This is a genomic window from Novosphingobium sp. ERW19 (assembly GCF_012641315.1).
In the GTDB taxonomy this organism is placed as follows: Bacteria; Pseudomonadota; Alphaproteobacteria; order Sphingomonadales; family Sphingomonadaceae; genus Novosphingobium.
Genome location: NZ_JABAIC010000011.1, coordinates 62,865 through 83,537, shown reverse-complemented (window position 1 = coordinate 83,537; position 20,673 = coordinate 62,865). Strand labels below are relative to the sequence as shown.

Genomic DNA, 20,673 nt, shown 5'->3' with positions numbered 1-20,673 from the left:
TCCCGTTTAACGGGCGGTGGCGGACGTTGGCTCGCTGTCTTTTGTCAGCTCATGCGGCTTTGATCGAGCGGGAATCGGCTTGATTACAACGTTGGAGAAATGGGCGATCGAACCTGGTCCGACCCACAGACCAACTCGCCCCGAACGCTCGCCAAGTTTGAGATTGCTGACGATCAGGTTAGGTTGCTTGGCACCGTTAACGAACAGGCTGGCGCGCGCACCCTCGACCACGATTTTCATGCGAGTCCATCGCCCCGGTTCGAGATCCACATAGGACTCGAACTGCCCCGGATCCTCAGTCCTCAATCTGTGCCAAGGATAGTCTGGATGGGAGATGTACTGGATGGCGCGATTCCGGCGCACCTGATCTTCGGCGCGGCCGTTGGTCGGCCTCAAGTAGATGGCTTCGAAACTGCTCCGATCTTCGGCGATGTGGAAGGCAATACCAACAAAACCTCTCGCGGTGGTTTCCGCGGATACGGGCATGCCTGCTACATCCGCCTCAATTACAAAATCTCTGATCGGCGGATAGGGAAGCACCGCGAAGGTCGCGTCGATATCAGCTGCTTCCGCTTCAGGAGAAACGATGAGTCTCAAGGCCCTGCGGTCCCGATATTCAGTATTCTCAGCACCGACGTTTTGCAACGTTAGGCGCCTGGCGTCTGAAACTGCCGTGGTTCCGGCCGACGCAGCGCCAGCAACTGAGACAGCAACCGCCCCGGCGATCAGGCAGGAGACCCGTCGAAAACTTCTGTGCACTCAACAAACTCCTTCGGATGCGGTGAGTACTTGCGGGGCGTGGCTTGGTCGTTGCACCGAGTCTTTGAGATTTGACGCCAGTGGGAGGCTGTGGATCGGCGCCCCGGAGATATTGACGAAACCCGATTTCATCGCGCTTGGCATTACAATACAGAACTGTATGGTAGTGTCAAGGCTGGATGATTCGGCCACTCACCGAGTGGAGGACGGAGAATGGCGGGAGAAATTGCTGTCTGGGCAAGTGACGGCGATCAGAAGATACAGAAGCGCGAGATCGAACCGGGCTGCCTGGTTTCGCGCAGTTCTCGTACAATGAGTCGTCTAAGTCTGGGTTTCGCGGCAGCGTTTGCGATCCTTACCACGTCCTACGCCAGTGCCAAAGATGCCCCGCAAGCTAGCTTCTTGCGACAAAAGATTGTGATGAAGGATGGAGTGCAACTGGAAATCTGCCTTGCCAAACCTTCCAAGGCGCCTCCGAAAGAGAGATTCCCAGTTCTTCTCACGGTCGATGGATATGCTAGTCCTTGTGGAAGCTACGGACGCCCGTGGTATGCCGACTACGTCAAGGCAGGCTATGTCGTAGCCTATCTCAATCTTCGTGGAACGGGAGCCAGTGAAGGGAAGCTGGCAGACCGGGAATACTCCCAAACCGAGCTTGATGATACGGCTGAGGCCGTGGACTGGCTGTCAAGTCAGCCTTGGTCAACCGGCCGCATAGGCATGTTTGGGACCTCGTGGAGTGGCTTCACCGCCATGCTGGTGGGTGCCAGGAAACCGGCTGCGCTCAAAGCCATCGTCACATTCATGGCGACCGAAGACATTTACTCCGAGGATGTTCGCTATCCTTCGGGTATCCTCCATATGGACGACTATACAGTCGCCGCCGACAGCATGCTGTTTGTGACACCGCCGGATCAGGATCCGTTCGATGAGGAGATCCTGCGAAACCGGTTCGACCAGCAGCCGATGAGTCTTACATTTCTGCGGCAGCAGCGGGACGGTGAGTTCTGGCACCGCGGCTTGCGCCGTGATCTTAATCCCTCTGCAGGTGATGTGCCGACTATGATGGTCGGAGCGTGGCATGATCCCTATCGAAACGCGGCCATTCGCGCTTTGGAAAACTCGCGTGGGCCTGTGCGGGCGGTGATCGGCCCCTGGAATCACAGCTCGGATTATCCCGGGCCGACCGCCGATCTTGGGCGAGTAACACTCGATTGGTGGGATTACTTCCTGAAAGGCAAGCAGAACGGCGTGCTTGAAAAGCCGCAAGTGAGTGTCTTCATGCGGCGCCCCTACCGCCCGATCATTTCGCGCTCGCAAATCCCTGGCGAGTGGCGCTCGATTGCGCGCTGGAACAATGCGCCCATCCGGCCGCAGATCTTCTCTTTGACCGAGAGCCACGCCCTAGCGCCCATTGCGGGGCCGGCTTCGGATCACCGATTGCGCATGATTGCCAGTACGGGGGTCGGCGCAGGACTGGGCTGGATCGATGTGTCTCCGGATCAGCGCGAGGGCGACGCGACAGCGCTCATCTATGAAAGCTCGCCGCTGACGAGTGAATTGCAGATTCTTGGCTCTCCGGTCGCGTCGCTGCTGTCCTCAGTCGATGTCGATCATGCGAACTGGTTCGTGAAGCTATCCGACGTAGCTCCTGACGGGACCACAACGCTGGTCACGGGCGGGGCGTTGAACGGCGCACAACGCCAATCATCTGTCGAGCCGGAGCCACTCGTGCCAGGAACCCGGTATCCCTTGGAAGTGAAACTTCACGCCACCTCATGGATCTTCCAACCTGGTCACCGCATGCGCATTTCGGTCTCCAATGCCCTGTTCCCGTCCTATTGGCCGTCGGCGAAGCCGCTGGTCATGACGCTCGGCGTGGGGGAGGGCGGCTCGACGCTCGCGCTGCCGGTCATTCCGCCGCAAGCGCCCGAAGCTGCCGAAAAGGCGGCGGCCGACATGGGTAGCCGCAATCTGACAGTGACTGAAGCGGAAGCAGCAGGCAGCGGCCATGCTGAAACGACCTGGAACGGCCCGGTCAGAAGTCAAATCCTGCGCGACGATCTGAAGCGGACGACGACCGTCAAACGCGGTTATCAGTGGGCCAGCCCTGACGGGGAGGACGTATCAGTCGAATTTTCCGTTGCCGATGATGATCCCGCGAAAGCCAGCTTTGTTGGCCGATCGTTCATGAAAAGCAAATGGCGAGAGCATGATGTCGAATGGCGCGGCACGACGGAGCTCAAGAGCGATGCCGGGGCCTTCCATTATAGGCATGTCCGGCAGCTATTGAGGGACGGCAAGGTCGTTCGTGAACGCGAATGGAATGAGTGCATCCCGCGCGACCTTCAATAGGGCGACCGATTGAGTCCTCGGGCGGAGCGCGAGGCCGGTGTCTGTGACGAGGAGAAGAGCATGCAAGGGTCGAGGCGGGAGTTCATTGCTGGCGCGGGCGCGCTTTCGGCGATTGGCGGTTGGTATCGGCCGGCTTGGGCCAAGACGGACGTTTGGTTACCGCCAGCAAACCGGAAGCTGAAAGTTGTTGAGCACAGCTTGATTGAAATGCCTGACGGCGTGAAGCTGGCAGCGCGAATTTTCCTGCCCGAAGATGCTGATGCCCGCCCGGTAGGAGCGATCCTCGAGTATATTGGTTACGGCAAACGTAGAAATTATCGGCGTGTCGACGACCGAACCGCATCGTGGTTGGTCCCACGTGGTTTCGCCCTAGTGAGGGTCGATGTGCGCGGCACTGGTGAGTCAGGCGGCATAATTGTCAACGAGTATGACTTGCCCGAACAAGCTGACGTTTCACCCTTGATAAAGTGGATAGCACGCCAGCCCTGGTGCAATGGCAATGTCGGGATGAGGGGCATTTCATACGGTGCGATCACGGCCTACCAGGCGGCAGGCAAAGATATTCCCGAGCTCAAGGCCATCATCGCCGCAATGGGCACGGAAAACGGCTATACAGACGATGTCCATACACTGGGCGGATGCGTCATCAACGAAAAAGTGGTTTGGGGCACAATCTGGAAACAGGTCATGACGGTGCCGCCCGATCCGGAGCTCGTGGGCGAAGTCTGGCAGTCAATGTGGCTTGAGCGATTGCAGGCACAGCTTCCTCTGGTTTCTGAATGGATGCGCCACCAGCTGGTTGATCAGTACTGGAGAAATAGAATTCTTTCGAATTACTCAAAGGTCAAATGCGCTGTCTATGCAATCGGCGGACTTGAGGATTCCTACATTGATACCGTGCCTCGAATATTGGAGAGGCTTGACTGCCCACGGAAGGGCATAATCGGCCCATGGGGTCATGACTGGCCGCAGGAGGGCGATCCGGGACCGCGGCTCGATTGGGCGGTTGAGGAAGCGCGCTGGTGGGACCATTGGCTGAATGGTCATGACACAGGCTTGATGAAAGAGCCGATGTTGCGGTCGTTCGTGGCCGAAGCAACGGTGGCACAATGCTATCCCCAAGACGTTCCGGGCCGTTGGGTAGCGGATGAGGCCTGGCCGTCTGCCCAGATCAGCAAGACCTCTTACCGATTGGGACAGGGCGGAATACTAAGCCGCAAGCGCTCGCCCAAAGGCAAAGTCGAGATTCCCGCTAATGTCCTTGTAGGTACGGCTATACCAGTCCTGTCTCCGATCGACATGACATCCCAGGCACCTGTCGAGCAATCATTTGACGACGACTTTTCGATTCTATTCGAAACAGCGCCGCTCACACAAGGCATTGATATTGTTGGGCAGCCAAGACTGAAACTCCATTTCGTCGCTGACAAGCCCATTGCCAAGATCGCAGTACGACTTAATGAAGTTACGCCAGACGGACGATCTTGGCTGTTGACGTACGGCGTCCGCAATCTCGCGCACAACTCTGATCATACGGCCTATGTCCCTATTGCACCAGGAACCGAACAGACCCACGAGGTGCTTTTGAAGCATACTTCCCGGCGTATAAGAAAAGGCTCCCGGCTTCGCCTGTCGATATCCCAAAACCAGTGGCCAATTGTTTGGCCCGCGCCCGAAGATGTTGCGCTGCACTTGGTTACTGGCGTGACCCATCTGGAGTTGCCCCTACGCATTGGCAGGACAACCGAACCAGATATGCCGATCAAGACATTGCCCAATCCTGCACGATCTCCTGCACAGGAAATGAAGCCGACGAGCAGGCTGGCAAGAATTGAGGGAGCAGCCGGGAAGCGCAAAGGGGTTATGGAAGTTGCCTTGCCAATGGAGCTCCAAAATCTGGAGCCGATAAAAATGCAATTGGGTTCAGGGCTTTCGTTAGATGCCACGATCACGGAGGGAGATGTCAATTCCTACCGCATTGCATTTACCTCCGAGAATGCTTCGTCGCGCGATGGATGGAAAACGGAAGCACGCGTCAAAACCACGATGACCAGCACCCCCAGCGAATTTATCGTCGAGGAAAGCATCGAGGCCAAGCTGAACGATAAGGCTCTGTTTGCGAGGCAATGGTCCAATCGTATCCCGCGTAACGGAAACTGACTGGATTCAATATTTTCATCGAAATCGGTGGGTTGTGAAGGGCACCTTTTTGGTGAAACCGTCATGACAATTTGACAAATATTAGGGAGCTTAGATCGATGCCCAAGGGAAATTTTCTGCGCTGGAACTCTTGGTTTTTCGGAGGTGCGACGCTCGCACTAACCGGAATCGCCCAGGTTGGTAGGGCGGAGACCATGACTATTCCCCAGCGTGCTGTGGCACCCGCTCCCTGCCCGATCGAGGTTGCACCGGCGCTTGGCGGGCGCGTCCAGTGTGGCAAGATCGAGGTTCCCGAGGACCGGGAAAGGGCCAATGGCCGAACGGTGACTGTCCACTTCGCCATCGTCCAGCCTGAACAGCTGGCTGCGGGCCGCGCTCCGATCCTGTTCGTCATGGGGGGCAATGGCGCGGGCCTCAAGAACCTGCAAAGGCAACCGGGCTTGGCTCAAATCCTGTCACGCAAGGATGCGGTGATCTATGTCGATCATCGCGGATCGACACCGTGGGGGAAGCCTGACATGTCGTGCCCGGAATTCCCGGAAGGCCTGGAGGCAGCCGATCCCAAGGTTGATCCGGCTAAGGTCGAGACTTGCCGCAAAAGCCTTACCGAGCGGATGGACCTCAATGCCTATGGTGCTTACGAGGCCGCGCAGGATCTGCGGGACGTGCGGCTTGCACTCGGCATTGATCGCTGGAACGTCTATGGCGTCTCTTATGGCACCACGATTGCGCAGCGCCTCAATGTAATTGATGGCAAGGCGATCGGAGCCGTCGTGCTCGACGGCATGTCGGGCATGGAGTCCAATGCCTTCGGCAAGGCCTTCGTGGTCCAGCCGCTTGTCGAGCTGATCGACGAATGCTCGGCCGCGCCGGAGTGCGCCGCAGCATTCCCCCGGTTCGAAGCCAATCTGGGCAAGGCAGCCTCCAGTCTTGAACGCCGCCCCCGCGTGATCGAGGGCCGCAAGGTCTCCAACGTGGAATTCCTCGATCAGGTCAGGCTGGCGCTGGCCCATCCGGACCTGCGGGGCAAGATTCCGCTGGCGGTAGAGCGCGCTGCCAAGGGCGACCTGCTCGCTTGGCAGGGCCTCGCCAACCCGGAAGCCAATAGCGGTGGGAAGGATCCGGCCTTCACCTGGCCGAGTTCGGTCTGCCGCGACGAGTTTCCCCGCATGGATCGCCCTGGCACTGGCGCCTTCCCGACCCGTAAACTGGCGCCAGCAGTGGTTTCGGGCGCGAGGATGACGGCGTTCGAAAGCTATGATTGGGCCAGGTTCTGCCCCAGAATGGGCTTCAGTATGAGCGATCCTGCTACGATTGCCGTGGCCCGGTCCGATACGCCAGCTCTGTTTCTTGCTGGTCAACTGGACCTCGTTACCCCACGGTTCCAGAGCGAGGAGACCGCAGGCAACTTCACCACTGCCCGGATCGTCGAGTTTCCGCTGACCTTTCACTTCGTTCTGCTGAACCATTCCGAATGCGCAGGTCGTATGATCGTCAAGTTCTTCGAGAATCCGGTTGATCCGCTGGATCGGGCATGTGTCGATGAGCTGCCCGAAACCAGATGGGTTCTAAAGTAGGTCTATGCAGAGACGGTGCAGGCGGCTCATGGTATACTACGACCTATGGGAGCAGGCACTATGAGCCAAAAATCCTACGATTATCGGCAGAAAATCAATGCGCGGATTGCGCAGGCCTGCATATTGGTATACCAGAATTGAGGTCTTGCAGCTTTTGCGATCGACGATGGCAAGCCGGGAGAGATTGAATGGCTTCCAATAAGGACGAACGTCCAATGATAGCCGTCTCCGACGTGCTAGACAATGCGCCGTTCTCCGCCTTCCATTTCGGACTCATCCTGCTGTGCACGTTAGTGGCCATTGTTGACGGGTTCGATACGACAGCACTTGGCGTGATCGCACCGACGGTCGCACGGGACTGGGGCCTGAGCCTGCCGACGTTCGCGCCCGCTCTGGCGGCTTCGCTCGTCGGCATGGCCCTTGGAGGGGCGATAGGGGGTATGCTCGGTGATCGGTTTGGTCGCCGACCAGTCATGATCATAATGTTCGTAATCGTCACCCTGGCAACGCTCGCTTCGGCCTTCGCCAAGAATATTCAGCAGTTGGAGGCACTGCGGCTGCTGACTGGCCTCGGTATCGGCGGCACCATCCCGCTGGGCGCTGCTCTGGTTGCCGAATACATGCCAAAAAGGCATCGCAGCTTCCTGTTGGTCGTGATGTTCAGCGGACACGCTCTGGGCGGCACATTGGCGGGTCTCCTGGCGCCATTCCTGATTAACAACTTCGGATGGCGAAGTGTCTTTTTCGCAGGAGGCATCGCGCCGGCAATCCTGGTTTTCGCTCTCCTCGCGCTCCTTCCAGAGTCCGCCCGCTACCTCACAGCGCAGGGCACGACTGCCGCCAGAGCACGTGCGATCGGACTACTCACGAAGGCTAATGCGACAGCGCGCGTGACCGCAGGCGCGCAGCTTACGACAGGTGAACAGGCAGTGGCTCGGGGGAGCGTCGCCGATCTGTTCAAGGCCAATCGGGGATCGCAGACTGTCTTTCTCTGGATCACGTTCTTTGCGACGCAGTTCGTCCTGTTCGCCCTTGCAAGTTGGCTCACCAGTCTGCTTACACAGGCCGGACATAGCCAGGATACAGGGGCCTATGCCCAGATGCTGCACAACCTCGGTGGTGTCTTCGGCAGCCTTGCGTTCGGCCTGCTGAGTGATCGCCTGAGTGCCCGCCCGGTTCTGATTGCAGTGAATTTCGGATCAATCGTCTTCATTGCTGGTCTTGGCATGTTTGCAGCATCGGACTTCGCTCTACTGATGGCTCTCGTTTCTGGTGTTTTCGTACTTGCTGCACAACTGTGTTTGAACGCCTACACGACAGGACTTTATCCCACTCCATTGCGTGCAACCGGAGTGGGCTGGGCTCTCAGTTTCGGTCGGCTCGGATCTATTTTAAGTCCGTTGGTGACAGGTGCTCTGATGGCTCGAGACTGGACGCCAAGCAGCCTCTTCTTCGCAATTGCTGCTGTGCCCTTGATAAGCATTGCCGCACTCACCTTCGTCAGAGGGGAACGCCACGAAACAAGCGACGTTATTGCAGGGCATTAGCGGTAAGTGACAGGAATACATAACAGCGAGCGCGATGGTGATCATCGCCGCCGCCAATCTGGTTTCGACTTCTCAAGTTTCAGGAGTACAACATGAAGACCCGTGCCGCCGTTGCCTTTGCGCCGAAACAGCCGCTCGAGATTGTCGAGCTCGACCTGGAGGGTCCGAAGGCGGGCGAAGTGCTGGTCGAGATCATGTTGACGGGGGTGTGCCACACCGATGCCTACACCCTCGACGGGTTCGACAGCGAAGGGATATTCCCCTCGATCCTGGGCCACTAAGGCGCCGGCGTGGTGCGTGAGGTTGGTGCCGGGGTGACTTCGGTCAAACCAGGCGATCACGTGATCCCGCTTTACACCTCCGAATGCCGCCAGTGTAAGTCGTGCCTCTCGGGCAAGACCAACCTGTGCACCGCGATCCGCGCAACCCAGGGCCAGGGACTATGCCCGATGGAACCAGCCGGTTCAGCTACAAGGGCCAGACCATCTTCCACTACATGGGTTTCAGCACCTTCTCGAACTTCACCGTCCTGCCCGAAATCGCCGTCGCGAAGATCCGCGAGGACGCGCCCTTCCAGACCTCGTGCTACATTGGCTGCGGAGTGACCACCGGCGTTGGCGCCGTGATCAACACGGCCAAGGTCCAGGTCGGTGACAATGTCGTGGTCTTCGGCCTCGGCGGCATTGGCCTCAACGTGATCCAAGGCGCGCGGCTGGCCGGGGCGAACAAGATCATCGGCGTTGATATCAACGAGACCCGCGAGGAGTGGGGCCGCAAGTTCGGGATGACCGACTTCCTCAACTCCAAGGGCATGAGCCGCGAGGACGTGGTCGCCAAGATCGTTCTGATGACCGATGGCGGCGCGGACTATACCTTCGATGCCACCGGCAATACCGAAGTGATGCGCACCGCGCTGGAAGCCTACCATCGTGGCTGGGGCACCTCGATCATCATCGGCGTCGCCGAAGCCGGCAAGGAAATCGCCACCCGGCCGTTCCAGCTCGTCACGGGCCGCAACTGGCGCGGCACGGCCTTTGGCGGGGCCAAGGGCCGCACCGATGTGCCCAAGATCGTCATCCAGATCGATCCGATGATCACCCATGTGATGGGGCCGGAAGAGATCAATACCGCCTTCGACCTGATGCACGCGGGCAAGTCGATCCGCTCGGTCGTGGTGTTCTGATGGAGCAGGTCTCGGCCTGGCGGAGCCATGGCGGCACGCAGGGCGTCTATACCCATCAGTCGACCGAGACCGGCACGCCGATGACCTTTTCGGTCTTCGTGCCGGATCACGCACCGGGGCAGAAGCTGCCGGTGCTGTTGTATCTGTCGGGCCTGACCTGCACCCATGCCAATGTGACCGAAAAGGGCGAATTCCGCGCCGCATGCGCGGAGCATGGGGTTATCTTCGTAGCCCCGGATACCAGCCCGCGCGGCGATCTGGTGCCGGATGACGAAGGCTATGACTTCGGCAAGGGCGCCGGGTTCTATGTCGATGCGGCACAGGCGCCGTGGTCGGCCAATTACCGGATGCGCAGCTATATCGAGCAGGAATTGCCTGCGCTGATCGGTGGGAATTTCCCGGTCGATATGGCGCGTCAGGGGATTACAGGCCATTCGATGGGTGGCCATGGTGCATTGACCATCGGTTTGCGCAATCCCGATCGCTTCCGCTCGGTCAGCGCCTTTTCCCCAATCGTTAGCCCGCTGAACTGCCCCTGGGGCGAGAAGGCGCTGGGCGGCTATCTGGGGCCCGACAAGTCGACCTGGCGCGAGTACGATGCCTGTGCCCTGATCGAGGATGGTGCTCGTCTGCCCGATCTGCTGGTCGACCAGGGCGATGCTGACAACTTTCTGCACGAGCAGCTCAAGACCGGGCTGCTGGTCATGGCTTGTCGCAAGGCCGGTATCCCGGCGACGATCCGGATGCAGCCGGGTTACGATCATTCGTACTACTTCATCTCCACCTTCGTGGCCGATCACATCGGCTGGCATGCGGTACGCCTCGGTGGCTGACTTCGCTGCCGATCGGTTCCTTTGTCAGCCGCCGCATGTGGCGTTCTCCGCATGTTTCTTTGATGGTGAGGGCGACGGGATCATGCCGTTTGACTGGGGGCTGCGTATCGCCAGGCGCAATTCGCCTGGTCGTAGCCTGCTGTTCCCATTGACCGGTCGCTGGGCGCTTGCCGAACAGCCGGACTGTGCAGGCAAAATCACGCCGACTTTTCCCGACGGCAAGACAATCGGAGATGCCGCGCAATACGTCGGCGCCTGCTGAGGACTGAATGGGTCGAAGAACCGGTAGCGGCGCGGTGAGCAGTGGGGCCTGATGGAGGGGGTATGCAGGTTGGAACGCTTGATGCTTTGTGGCGCTATCCGGTCAAGTCACTCGGCGGCGAACGCCTGATCCGTTCGCGACTCGACACGGCCGGCTTGCCCGGCGACCGGATTCTGTGTCTGCGCGACGAGGGAAATGGGGAAATATTGAGCGCCAAGCGCCTTCCCGTGATGTTGGGCCTGCAGGCCCGGTATGACGAGAAAAGCGGCGGTGTCATGATCGTCACCACGGCGGGCGACCTGATCGATTCGGCCGATCCATTTGCCTCCGCGCTGCTGGGCGCGCAGCTCGGCCGGGTAGTAAGCCTGCTGCCCCTGATGGAAGATGACGCACACTACCGGCGACGGGTGCCGCTCAATCCCGACGGGGTCAAGCGCCTGCTCGGACTGTCGCTCCAGGATGAACTTCCCAAGGCCGATGTTCCTGACGAAGTCGGGTTGGTCCTGCGCCAGTATGTCACCTGGCCAGGCAGCCATTTCGATGTTGCGCCCCTGCATGTCGTGACCCGGCAATCGCTGGAGAAGCTGGCCGGCGGTTCGGACGATATCGCACGTCTGGAACGCTATCGGGCAAACCTGGTGCTGGACTGCGACACGCTGGCCGATTGGCCGGAACGGGCCTGGATCGGGCACCGCCTGTGCATCGGCGATGCCGTGATCGCGATAACCCAGGCGACCGTTCGCTGCGCCATGCCGCGCTATGCACAGCCCGACCTGCCCGACAATCCCGCGGTTTCGTCGAGGCTGCGCGACAAGACCGGCCATGTGCTTGGGGTCTATGCCCGCGTGATCCGGGGCGGAATGCTGGAATGCGGGGCCGAAGTCGGCGTTGAACCGAACCTGGGAGAACGAAGGTATTATGATATCCCCGCCTTCGCACAACCGGGTCGTGAAGCGTCCGCTCCCAGCCCCCGCGGCGACCGGTTGTGGCGCGTCACAGAAGTGATCCGGGAATCGGCGGAAATTACCTCGTTCTGGTTGAAGCCCGAAGATGGCGCGCTGTTGCCGTTCCTGCCGGGCCAGCATGTGATTGTCCGAATGCCGGGCGGCGGGGATTCGCGGGTCTATTCGCTATCGAGCGGGGTCGCAGACACGGCCTGCCGGATCAGCGTCCGCCGCGATCCATCGCGCGATGCGGGCTTCACTGCTATGCTCGTCGATCGGATCAAGGTTGGTGATGCTCTCAGGATAAACGGGCCAATGGGCAGTTTCGCGGTCCATCCCGCCGATTCCAGCCCGCTTGTTCTCGCCAGTGTGGGAGTCGGGATAACCCCGTTCCTCAGTATCCTGCGCAGCGCGATCGCGCTGCGGCCGACGCGTCCGATCCATCTGTTTCACTGCACGGATACTCCGGCAGGCTTCGCCTTCGAAGGTGAGTTGCAATCGGCGTTGCGCCTCTTGCCCAACCTTCAGATCGATGTTCTGGCGAAGGCGCCGCGCTGCAGCGAGGAGCGCCTTGCCTTTAGCCAGGCCAGGCTGGATGCAGTCAGGCTCGTTTCAAGTCCCCTTTTCGGCGCGGGCGCCAGAATCATGCTGTGCGGCTCTCCCGGTTTTGTCGAACGTCTTGGCGGCCAGCTGCGCGCGCACGGGGTCGCTGACGCCAGATGGACCAGCGAGCTATTCATTCCCGCCGGCAAGGCTCACTTCCAGGCCGGAAGCGCTTCGGCCGGCTCCTTTGGGGTAAAGGTCAATGCGACACTTGAAGGGGCCTGGGGCGATGCCAGCAATCTGCTGGAATGGATCGAAGCGGCAGGCTATGCGGCCCCCAACGGTTGCCGCTACGGGGCATGTGGGGCCTGCGCGGCCAGGCTTGTCGCAGGCAAGGTCGAATATCTGCCCGGCGTGACTGCGCCCACTGATCCCGGAACTGTCTTGCTGTGCACGGCCCGACCGGCGTCGGACATCGAGCTGGAAACCGACATCCACCCCATCGCCGGTTGATGCCGCAGGGCTGCGCTCTGCTCGGAACCGGAAAGTCAGCCGGCCGGCCGGGGCAGGCGTGCGAATACCCTGTCGAGGCGGGCAAGGGCTTCGCGGATGTCATCCTCTGCCATTGTCCCGGAAATGTAGATCCGGCTGCCGGCGCCGATCGACAGGCCTTCCTCCATGCAGATCACGCGGAAGGCGGCGCGTCGGGCTGCATCGGCGGCTTCCAGTTCGGTCGGGGAATAGGCAACATCCGCCTTTAGGAAATCGACGTAGATCTGGCCGCGCGGTCCTTGCAGGAACAGGTCGTCGTGGCCGTGCGCGGCAGCCATTTCGCGCAGCCCCTCCCTGAAGCGGGCCTGGATGCGGTCGACATTGCGGTACCATGCTCCGTCGTCTTCGGCCAGCAGGTCGAAGGTTGCGATTGCGGCGGCCATGCCCAGCGGGAAGCAGTTGAACGTGCCAGCTCCCACGACCCGGCGATCGCTGAGCAATTCCATGACATCGGCGCGGCCGGCCACGGCGGCGAAGGGCAGGCCGGCCGCAATCGCCTTGCCGTAGGTGGCCAGATCGGGAGTGACCCCGAACACTTTCTGCGCTCCGCCCAGATCGACCCTGAAACCGGTAATCACTTCGTCGAAGCACAGCAGAACACCGAAGCGGTCGCACAGCTTGCGAACCGCTTCGAGATAGCCCGGGCGGGGCGGGCAACCACCGAAGTTGCACATGATCGGTTCCATATGTACCAGAGCGATCTGGTCGCCGTATCGCTCCAGTACCGCTTCCAGAGCATCAGCATCGTTCCATTTGATCTTGTATTGGTCGAGGAGTGCCACCGGTGATCGACCTTCGGTAGACGTATTGAAGCCGCCCGCAGTTCCCGGAAGATCGATTGGGTGTGGCGGTGCGTCTGGGTCGGGGTTGATTGATCCACCGAGAACACTGTCCATCCAGCCGTGATAGTGACCGTCGAAACGGAGCACATAGGGACGGCTGGTGAAGGCCCGGGCCAGACGAAACACGAGTTGGACAACTTCGGAACCGGACAGGCCATACTTTACCAGTTCTGCGCAGGGGATCGCGCTGGTCATCCGCTCGCCGAGTTCAACTTCGAGCGGGGAGTAGAACTGGCCGGGCAGGGGCGAGGGCAGCGTTCGCAGCTGCGCCTCGACGGCTGAGATCCACTGGGGGTGTCCGTGACCGAATATCAGCGGCCCCATGGTCAGGGCGAGGTCGATATAATCTCGACCCTCCACATCGAAGATGCGGTGGCCAGCCGCGCGCTGTGCGAAAATGGGAGCGATCGGCAATGCGGGCGCGAGGTTGCTCTGTGGCCCAGTCAATATTCTTGCTGCCCGATGCGTCCAGTCTGCGTTGGTGTTTGCCATGGCTGCCCTTGGTCCTAGTATACCAAAATAGTTGCTAGTTGCGAATTATCGCGATGTAAATCACCAAACACACCATCCCGTGCCCATGTTGGTATACTATTGGCTGCAATCAGGGCAAAGCTGAGCAGTCTGACCGCTCACCGTGTTTCCCATGGAAAACTGTCGAGCCGTTCTGTGCCGTTGGGTGTCACGAGAACCTGGGTTTCCAGTTTGACGCATTCACGTCCTCCCTGCTCGCCGATCAGGCTCTCAACGCAAAAGACCATGCCGTCTTCAAACCGGCCAGGCAACAGGTCGGCTGGGTCGGTAGCATAGGGTACGCCGGGATATTCATCAGCCATGCCGACACCGTGCAATGCGCAGGAGTAGCGGTTGGCCATGAAGCGTTCGGGAATTCGCCAAGTCTTTTCCATATACTCCCGGAACTCCATGCCTGGATGGATCAAGTTGGTGTTGTGGAGCAATTGTTCGAGTGCGGTGCTGTACAACGTGCTCTGTTCATCGGTCATCCGTGTGTGGCCGATGGTCCAGGATCGCGAAAGATCCGCGCAATAACCATAGGGTCCTATCATATCGGTGTCGAAAGCAAGCATATCCCCCAACTTGCCGACATGGTCGGAACATTCCTGAAACCAAGGATTGGTGCGCTCTCCGATAGTCAGGAGTCGCGTTTCCAGCCATTCGCCACCTGATCGGATATTCTCGTAATGAAGTTCCGCCCAGATTTCCTGCTCGGTCTTGCCGGGGAGCGAGTGCTCATACATCCGCGCCATTCCTGCTTCGCACACTCGAATCGTCCAGCGCATCAGTTCGATTTCATCTAGGCTCTTGATCAGCCTGGCCTGCTCGGTCATCTGCTGGCCTTCGACCAACGTCAGCCCTTGCCGCCGCAGCGCATCGGCGCCCGGAAGTTCGAGCTTGTCGGTGCCAAGCCTGAGGTTGCCACCACCACGCTCGCGCACTGCCGAGGCGATTTCCGCAGCCCATTGCCCCGCCCGTTCCTCAAGATAGGGACCGGAATACATATAGAAGAACGGATTGGCGCTGCGGATCTCATCGACTGTCTCGAGTCCGTTCACGAGATGCTCGGCACCGGGATACTCGAAATCAATCGCGTGGCCATCAGCGAAGACCAATGCATAGTGGAACGGGTTGTGCGTCGCCCACAACTGCATGTTCGACACATCCAGCGCATATCGAATGTTGACCGGATCGAAGAGCAGGATGGCCGCACAATCATGCTTGATAACCTGGTCTACCAAGCGCCGCTTGCGATAGGCGCGGGCAGCCCTGAGCGTGTCGAGAGGCACGGGGCTGCGAAGCGGCTTATCGGCTCCCTCAGGATTGAAATAGGCTGCCTTGCGGGCGTCTTTGAAAACTCGGCTCACGACCTTTTCCTTTGAGTCAATGTTCCGCATTTGTTTTTGGCGCGGTAAAGAGCGATTTCCCTCTGGATCGGGCGTTGATGGCGTTGACGAACATTCCGTTCTTTGTTGCCGTTGGTTGCTTGCCATTTGGTCATCGAACGAAGCCCTCGTCGGCGGCCAATGTTCCGCGACGGAAGGCCAGCCATGCAAGTGGCACCAGCAAGAGTTCGATGGCCAAGGCGACAGCGATGAAGGCGGTGCCAATATCGCTCGACGGATGACCCGCCTGCAGCAGGGACAGCGCCCGTCCTATCCCGCCAAGCACCACGAAGGCGAAGCAAAGCTGGAGAATGAGACCGTAGCGGCGCAAGTCACCAAGGCAGACCAGCTGGATCACGCCGAGCCCAAGCCAGACCGCGCCAAGGAAGCGGACCTGGCTGTCGAGCACTGGATCGAACGGAGCCACTGCCGCTGTGCCGACACCGATGTTGGCTTGCCCGGCCACTCCCACGATCACGTCCATCGCTCCGGTCAGCAAGGCAATCAACGAGAGCAGGACGGTGGTTATCTTTACGAAGTTCATGCCGTTTCCCCCTTCGCTGCATCCAGCGCATCGCCAATTGCCCGGTTGAAAACGTGTGAACCGGTCAGGTTCTGCCCGCCATCAACGGCAATGCGCGCGCCTGAAATGTAATACGCGAGGGGCGTGGCCAGGAACGCCGCGACATTGGCAACATCTTCCATTGTCCCCATCCGGCCAAGCGGCGTCATCGCCTTCCAGATGGCTTCGGCGTTGTCCCCACCCAACCGGTTCATGCCCTCGGTGCCTTCGATCGGTCCGGGCACGATGCTGTTCGCCCTGATCCCGTAACGCCCCCATTCAAGCGCGAGGTTTGCCATGAGGTTGTCGATCCCGGCCTTGGCCGCGCCGACATGGGCCTGATAGGCGAAGGGCACATAGGACTGCCCGCCCGAGACAAACAGCAGGCTCCCTCGTGTCTGCCGCAGCTGCTCGAAACAGGCGTGTGCGGCGTGGAATGCGCCGAGCAGGTCGATCTCGACCACGGTGCGGAAGCCCTTGGGCGAAATGGCTTCGGCCGGCGCGACAAAGTTGCCGGCGGCCCCGCACACCGCGAAGCTGATCGGCCCCAGCGCCTCGCCACAAGCCGCAACGGCAGCTTGCACGGCCAGGTCATCGCGGACGTCGGCAACCGCCGCGAAGACCTTGGCACCGGCCGCTTCAAGTTCCTTCCGCCCCGCGTCGAGCCGCTCGGCCGTTCGCCCACAAATGCCGACGTTGGCTCCCAACCGGGCGAGCGCCTTGCCAATCGCCAGATTGATGCCGCTGCCGCCTCCCGTAATGAAAGCCACCTGGCTGCGCAGAACCTCGGGATTGAATGTGTCGGTGATCATGCGTCGAGGGCTTCCCATCAGAACTGTGACCCCGACTAGGGTAGGATCGGATGGAGCCACACCATACTTTTGGTTGGCCAGAACTCGACGCGCTTCGATCAATCGCTACCACAGGCATCCGGCGCTGGCGTGAAGCCTGAAAGCTACATCGGGAGCGGAACATTGGCGGATCGGGTTGAACTGGTTGTTCTTGATGGGGTCGCCGAAGTTCGGCTCAACCGCCCCGAGAAACTCAACGCACTTGACTTCGAGACTTTCGACCTGATCGTCAAAGCCGGTCACACGCTCGCGGCAAAAGAGGGTTTGAGGGCAGTGGTCCTGAGCGGGAACGGACGCAGCTTTTCAGTTGGAATTGACCTTGATGCGCTGGCCCAAGGCGGAACAAAAATCCTGTCAAACCTGGCGGCGCGCACCCATGGCGATGCAAACCTTTTTCAGCATGTCGCTATGCAATGGCGCGAATTACCCGTGCCGGTCATCGCGGCGATCCAGGGGCACGCGCTTGGCGGCGGAATGCAACTGGCCTTGGGCGCGGATATCCGCATCGTCGCGCCGGATGCCAGGTTGTCGATCCGGGAAATCGCATGGGGACTGATCCCCGACATGGCGGGCACAGTGTTGCTACGTCAGCTCGTCCGCACGGATGTGATGCGCGACTTGCTGTTCTCAGGGAAAATAGTTTCGGGCGAGGAAGCGTTGGAGCTTGGCTTGGCGACCCGATTGGCGGCAGACCCGTTGACGGCCGCCCGCGAACTTGCGCAAGAAATTGCATCGTCCAGCCCGGACGCGGTCAAAGCCGCAAAGCGTCTGGCAAATGCAGCAACCGCGGGAGCATCCGACCCCGACTTGCTCCTGGCCGAAGCTGCCGAGCAGCAAGGACTTCTCGCTTCGCATAATCACCGAGAGGCATTGCTGGCTTATGCAGAGAAGCGCCTGCCCGTCTATCGCGATTAAGCGGATGCGCAATTTCAAACTACCTTGGCCACCCCCGAAGGTATTGGACTTAGCAAGATGGTTCATCATCAAGTCCTGATTGATCAGTTCAACCCGATTGCGCCGGCGACTTCGCCAGGAAGGGCCATGCCATGACGAGCGGACGCCTTGCTGGACTGAGGGTCGTTGAATTTGCGAGCATCGGACCAGGTCCGCACTGTGCAATGTTGTTGGCAGATTTGGGAGCCGATGTCCTGCGTATTGATCGGCCTAACGGTAACGATCAGCCCAATCCCGTTGCAGATCGCGGGCGGGCAATCCTGACCCTAGATATCCGGTCGGAAGCTGGACGGGCTAAGAGTCTCGAGTTGATCGCTCAGGCGGACGTGTCCATTGAGGGGAGCCGACCCGGTGTGATGGAACGGCTTGGTCTTGGTCCCAACGACGCCTGTTCGCTGAACAAGCGGTTGATTTATGCGCGGATGACCGGCTGGGGTCAGGATGGGCCGTTGGCGCGTATGGCAGGCCATGACATCAACTATCTCGCGCTGACGGGCGCGCTGGCTGCGGTTGGGAAGCCGGGCGAACCGGCGACAGTGCCCCTCAATCTGATCGGCGATTTTGGCGGTGGATCCGTGTTCCTTGCTTTCGGCATCATGGCTGCCTTGTGGGAGCGCGAGCGGTCTGGTCTTGGACAGGTGGTGGATGCCGCGATAGTCGATGGTGTCGCATCGATCATGAGTATGTTTGCAGGGCTGGTGCCTTCCGGACGAATCTCGCTTGATCGCGAGGCCAACATGCTGGGTGGCGCGGCCCCATTTTATCGTTGCTATCTTTGCAAGGATGGTAAGGAAATCGCGGTCGGAGCCATCGAGCCGCAATTCTATTCGCATTTGCTTGCAGCAGTTGGCGCACCTGCCGAATGGGTCAAGGACCAACACGACACCACAAATTGGCCGGACCGTTGTGCATGGTTCGCGGCTAAGTTTCTCACCAAGTCCAGGGATGAATGGGCAAACCAGATCGAAGGTATCGACGCGTGCTTCGCCCCCGTCCTTGATTTCCGCGAGGCTGGACAGCATCCCCATATGAAGTCCCGTGGCACCTACGTCGATCGCGACGGGTTTGCTCATCCTGCGCCCGCGCCGCGGTCTTCACGAACCCGGGCGACAATCCCCGAGGACCGGGCAGCGGAGGCAATGATAGCTGATTGGGCATCGGACAAGCAGGCAGCAGCGCCTCGCGCACTGTAGTAGTGCATTTACGGCCGGCGGACAGGAAGGAGGCAACCCATGCAATTCACACAAGGTCTCGAAAGAGCCGTCCAGCACCATCCGGACGTGACGGCGACGATCTGCCGTGCCCGCAGTCAGACTTTCGCGGAGCTCTATGAGAGGGTCACCGGGCTGGCCGGTTGCCTGGCATCCCGGAGCCTTGCCAAAGGTGCGCGCATCGCGGTGCTGGCACTCAACAGCGATCATTACCTTGAGGTCTATCTGGCGACGGCTTGGGCAGGCGGCGTGATCGTGCCCGTCAACTTCCGCTGGAGCCCCGCCGAGATAGCCTATTCTCTCAATGATGCTGGCTGTGTGGCGCTGATGGTCGACCAGCATCATGCCGCGCTGGTTCCCACATTGCGGGAGCAATGCCCCGGTCTGCAGCATATCTTCCTGATGGGCGGGACCGAGGAATCGGATGACCTTCCTGGCCTTGACGCGCTGATTGCAGCGGCGGAGCCTTTGCAGAACGCAGGGGCTGGCGGCGATGACCTGCTGGGCATCTTCTACACCGGCGGCACCACCGGACGGCCCAAGGGCGTGATGCTGAGCCATGCCAATCTGTGCTCATCCGGCCTGTCGATGCTGGCCGAGGGCGTGTTCAACGAGGGCGCAGTCGGGCTGCACGTGGCACCGATGTTCCACCTTGCCGACATGCTGCTCACCACCTGTCTGGTCCTGCGCGGCTGCACCCATGTCATGCTCCCCGCCTTCAGTCCCGATGCTGTGCTCGACCATGTCGCGCGGTTTGGGGTCACCGACACGCTGGTGGTTCCGGCCATGCTTCAGGCGATCGTCGATCACCCTGCGATCGGGAATTTCGACACGTCGAGCCTGTGTAACATCCTCTACGGCGCGTCACCCGCCTCCGAAACACTGCTGCGGCGCACCATGGCGGCCTTCCCGGACGTGCGCCTGACTCAGGGTTATGGCATGACCGAGAGCGCGGCCTTCATCTGCGCGCTGCCCTGGCACCAGCATGTCGTGGACAATGATGGCCCGAACCGGCTGCGCGCGGCCGGGCGATCGACTTTCGATGTCCATCTCCAGATTGTCGATCCCGACGACCGCGAGCTTCCGCGCGGCGAGATTGGCGAAATCATCGTCAAGGGGCCGAATGTAATGCAGGGCTATTACAACATGCCCGAAGCAACCGCCGAAACCTTGCGCGGCGGCTGGCTGCATACCGGCGACATGGCCTGGATGGACGAGGAGGGCTATGTCTTCATCGTCGACCGGGCGAAGGACATGATCATATCGGGCGGCGAGAACATTTATTCCGCCGAGGTCGAGAATGCCGTCGCCAGCCACCCCGCCGTTGCCGCCAATGCGGTGATCGGGATTCCCCACGAGCAGATGGGTGAAGCCGTGCATGTCGCCCTGGTCTTGCGGCCAGGTAGTGAGCTGTCACTTGAGGCACTCCAGGCCCATTGCCGGGCCTTGATCGCCGGATACAAGGTGCCGCGCAGCATGGAAGTCAGGCCCAGCCTGCCGCTGTCCGGAGCCGGAAAGATCCTGAAGACCGAACTGCGCGAACCCTTCTGGAAGGGTCGGGACAGGGCAGTGGGCTAGGACCAGGCCGCGCGGAAAAATCGACAAGCCAAACTTTCGTCGAGGCGCTGCCCATCGTGGGC

General features: G+C 60.2%; 15 protein-coding genes and 1 pseudogene. 11 read left to right on the top strand and 5 right to left on the bottom strand.

Going from position 1 to position 20,673, the window contains the following annotated elements:
- Positions 1-6 precede the first annotated feature (6 nt).
- Positions 7-597, bottom strand: coding sequence for a hypothetical protein (locus tag HGI46_RS18330; RefSeq protein WP_125955331.1), 591 nt, complete (start codon positions 595-597; stop codon positions 7-9).
- A 375-nt stretch (positions 598-972) separates the two neighbouring features.
- Between HGI46_RS18330 and HGI46_RS18325 the strand changes: the two genes are divergently transcribed.
- From HGI46_RS18325 to HGI46_RS18290, 8 genes and pseudogenes are all read left to right on the top strand, one after another.
- Positions 973-3,114: a CocE/NonD family hydrolase gene (locus HGI46_RS18325; protein WP_118074322.1), complete on the top strand. Its 2,142-nt coding sequence runs from the start codon at positions 973-975 to the stop codon at positions 3,112-3,114.
- Between the two features lie 60 nt (positions 3,115-3,174).
- Complete coding sequence (locus HGI46_RS18320; RefSeq protein WP_162896105.1) at positions 3,175-5,274, top strand: CocE/NonD family hydrolase; 2,100 nt, start codon at positions 3,175-3,177, stop codon at positions 5,272-5,274.
- Between the two features lie 194 nt (positions 5,275-5,468).
- A complete protein-coding gene (locus HGI46_RS18315) occupies positions 5,469-6,851 on the top strand; it encodes an alpha/beta hydrolase (RefSeq protein WP_162896104.1) in 1,383 nt (460 codons plus the stop codon).
- Between the two features lie 188 nt (positions 6,852-7,039).
- Entirely contained in the window at positions 7,040-8,398 is a 1,359-nt protein-coding gene (locus HGI46_RS18310) for an MFS transporter (RefSeq protein WP_082364758.1), read from the top strand.
- A gap of 92 nt (positions 8,399-8,490) precedes the next feature.
- Positions 8,491-9,581 (top strand): annotated as a pseudogene (locus HGI46_RS18305) (S-(hydroxymethyl)glutathione dehydrogenase/class III alcohol dehydrogenase).
- Positions 9,581-10,414, top strand: coding sequence for an S-formylglutathione hydrolase (fghA, locus tag HGI46_RS18300; protein ID WP_118074319.1), 834 nt, complete (start codon positions 9,581-9,583; stop codon positions 10,412-10,414). The pseudogene HGI46_RS18305 and the gene fghA overlap by 1 nt, the downstream one beginning before the upstream one ends.
- The gene (locus HGI46_RS18295; RefSeq protein WP_125955336.1) at positions 10,407-10,676 is read left to right on the top strand and encodes a hypothetical protein; all 270 of its coding nucleotides are present in this window, start codon (positions 10,407-10,409) and stop codon (positions 10,674-10,676) included. The genes fghA and HGI46_RS18295 overlap by 8 nt, the downstream gene beginning before the upstream one ends.
- A 62-nt stretch (positions 10,677-10,738) precedes the next feature.
- Complete coding sequence (locus HGI46_RS18290) at positions 10,739-12,676, top strand: MOSC N-terminal beta barrel domain-containing protein (protein WP_168905362.1); 1,938 nt, start codon at positions 10,739-10,741, stop codon at positions 12,674-12,676.
- Positions 12,677-12,711: 35 nt separating this feature from the next.
- Here the strand turns inward: HGI46_RS18290 and HGI46_RS18285 are convergent, their stop codons facing one another.
- The 4 genes from HGI46_RS18285 to HGI46_RS18270 form a co-directional block, all read right to left on the bottom strand.
- Positions 12,712-14,049, bottom strand: coding sequence for an aminotransferase class III-fold pyridoxal phosphate-dependent enzyme (locus HGI46_RS18285; RefSeq protein ID WP_118074315.1), 1,338 nt, complete (start codon positions 14,047-14,049; stop codon positions 12,712-12,714).
- A 137-nt stretch (positions 14,050-14,186) separates the two neighbouring features.
- The gene (locus HGI46_RS22480; RefSeq protein WP_205525207.1) at positions 14,187-15,437 is read right to left on the bottom strand and encodes a Xaa-Pro peptidase family protein; all 1,251 of its coding nucleotides are present in this window, start codon (positions 15,435-15,437) and stop codon (positions 14,187-14,189) included.
- A 130-nt stretch (positions 15,438-15,567) separates the two neighbouring features.
- Positions 15,568-15,999: a DUF4345 domain-containing protein gene (locus tag HGI46_RS18275; RefSeq protein ID WP_054123150.1), complete on the bottom strand. Its 432-nt coding sequence runs from the start codon at positions 15,997-15,999 to the stop codon at positions 15,568-15,570.
- Entirely contained in the window at positions 15,996-16,829 is an 834-nt protein-coding gene (locus HGI46_RS18270; protein WP_118074313.1) for an SDR family oxidoreductase, read from the bottom strand. Before HGI46_RS18270 ends, HGI46_RS18275 begins: the two co-directional genes overlap by 4 nt.
- Positions 16,830-16,958: 129 nt before the next feature.
- On the opposite strand from HGI46_RS18270, the gene HGI46_RS18265 reads away from it, so the two are divergent.
- The 3 genes from HGI46_RS18265 to HGI46_RS18255 all read left to right on the top strand — a co-directional run bounded on the left by HGI46_RS18265 (position 16,959) and on the right by HGI46_RS18255 (position 20,611).
- Complete coding sequence (locus HGI46_RS18265; protein WP_240344722.1) at positions 16,959-17,783, top strand: crotonase/enoyl-CoA hydratase family protein; 825 nt, start codon at positions 16,959-16,961, stop codon at positions 17,781-17,783.
- Positions 17,784-17,914: 131 nt separating this feature from the next.
- Positions 17,915-19,015, top strand: a complete 1,101-nt coding sequence (locus HGI46_RS18260) for a CaiB/BaiF CoA-transferase family protein (RefSeq protein WP_118074312.1) — start codon at positions 17,915-17,917, stop codon at positions 19,013-19,015.
- Positions 19,016-19,054: 39 nt separating this feature from the next.
- Positions 19,055-20,611 carry a long-chain fatty acid--CoA ligase gene (locus HGI46_RS18255; protein ID WP_118074311.1) on the top strand — a complete coding sequence of 519 codons (1,557 nt, stop codon included), beginning with the start codon at positions 19,055-19,057 and terminating at the stop codon, positions 20,609-20,611.
- Positions 20,612-20,673 lie beyond the last annotated feature (62 nt).